Origin of the sequence: Streptomyces sp. KR55, assembly GCF_052245645.1 — a bacterium.
GTDB lineage: Bacteria > Actinomycetota > Actinomycetes > Streptomycetales > Streptomycetaceae > Streptomyces > Streptomyces flavusporus.
Map to the genome: position 1 here is coordinate 1 of NZ_JBQQCE010000929.1, position 1206 is coordinate 1206.

The window sequence follows — 1206 nt, forward strand, 5'->3', positions numbered from 1 at the left end:
ACGAGTTCGCCCACGGCCACGGCATGCGCCGCTGCCGCTACCGAGAGCAGGACAAGGCTCACCTCCAGCACGTCCTGACCGCCATCGCCGTCAACATCGAGCGCCTCAGCGGCCTGCCGCCGACCGGGGAAGCACCCCCGCCCCGACAGCCGACCGCCTTCCAGAACTACCTCGATCAGCGCGAGATCTCCCGGCTGAAGTCCTGGCGAGCCAAAAGCAGTTGACTCCGGCAACCCCAAGATCCCCGACAGAGTCAAGCTCAGCAGCCACCACTGCTGCGGACCGGCCATCACCACTTCCAAGGACGCCGGCCGTGCGCGGCGCCCGCACCGCTTCGCTCGCCACAGCCCCGTGTTCATCACACCTCGCTGTTCATTCCGGGCGGCGTTCCGCAAGGAGAAGTGCAAGCGGTCCGGCGGGAAGCAGGAATCGCCCGTCGTGCACGGCCTGGAGGGCATCACGCATCGGCCACCACATGAGCTTGAAGTCTGCTTCGGTCTCGGTGAGGCCCTGGGGGCCGAGCGTCAGGTCGCAGGCCTCGTACAGATGGACGCGCGCCCTGGAGCCCAGGATGATCGCGTACGAGCCGAGTGACCGCCACTGCTGGCAGTGACTCCGGCTTCCTCGCGCAGTTCCCGGCGAGCGCACTCAAGCGGGGACTCACCGGGCTCGAACCGGCCACCGGGAAGGAAAAGGTACTCGCCTACGTGGTGGGGGAAATAGGCACTCAGCAGGGCCACCAGGCCCTTCGCGTCGCGCGCTACCACCACGGAGGCGTCACGCATTGCTCCTTCACTCATGCCGCGTGAGCGTAGCGGTCAGAGGTGCACCCACGCGGCGTACGGCACGTTGAACACGGCGGGACGGGCAACGCCGCGACCGTGATAGCCATCGTCTCCGTAGGCGTCCCCATGGGGACCGCCACGGCCGCGGAAGGAACACCGCATGAGCAGCGCTTGGACGTGCGACGGCTGCGGCGTCCCCAACATCGACCGCGCGTCATGCGAAGCGTGCGGTACGAGCAGCCCGACCGCGACCGCTGCCGATCTCGCGAGAACTGCCCTGCAGGACGCGGCTGCGGCCCGCGCGGTCAGGTCGAGGAAGCCGCTTGCCGATGTGGACATCCAGGTGCTGCTGATCTGATTCTCCGAGCACGGCGTATCACTGACCAGTCGGGGTTTGGCTCTGTCGCGAGTTCAGTGAAAG

General features: G+C 67.4%; 3 protein-coding genes. 2 read left to right on the forward strand and 1 reads right to left on the reverse strand.

Annotation, left to right across the window (positions count from 1 at the left end; all coding sequences use genetic code 11):
- A partial coding sequence (locus ACTWQJ_RS51570) for a transposase (RefSeq protein ID WP_443313231.1) occupies positions 1 to 224 on the forward strand: 224 nt, incomplete at its 5' end.
- Between the two features lie 300 nt (positions 225 to 524).
- On the opposite strand, the gene ACTWQJ_RS51575 is transcribed toward ACTWQJ_RS51570, so the two are convergent.
- Positions 525 to 800: an NUDIX hydrolase gene (locus ACTWQJ_RS51575; RefSeq protein ID WP_443313232.1), complete on the reverse strand. Its 276-nt coding sequence runs from the start codon at positions 798 to 800 to the stop codon at positions 525 to 527.
- 145 nt (positions 801 to 945) lie between these two features.
- Here ACTWQJ_RS51575 and ACTWQJ_RS51580 point away from each other — a divergent pair, with 145 nt between their 5' ends.
- Positions 946 to 1143, forward strand: coding sequence for a hypothetical protein (locus ACTWQJ_RS51580; RefSeq protein ID WP_443313233.1), 198 nt, complete (start codon positions 946 to 948; stop codon positions 1141 to 1143).
- Positions 1144 to 1206 lie beyond the last annotated feature (63 nt).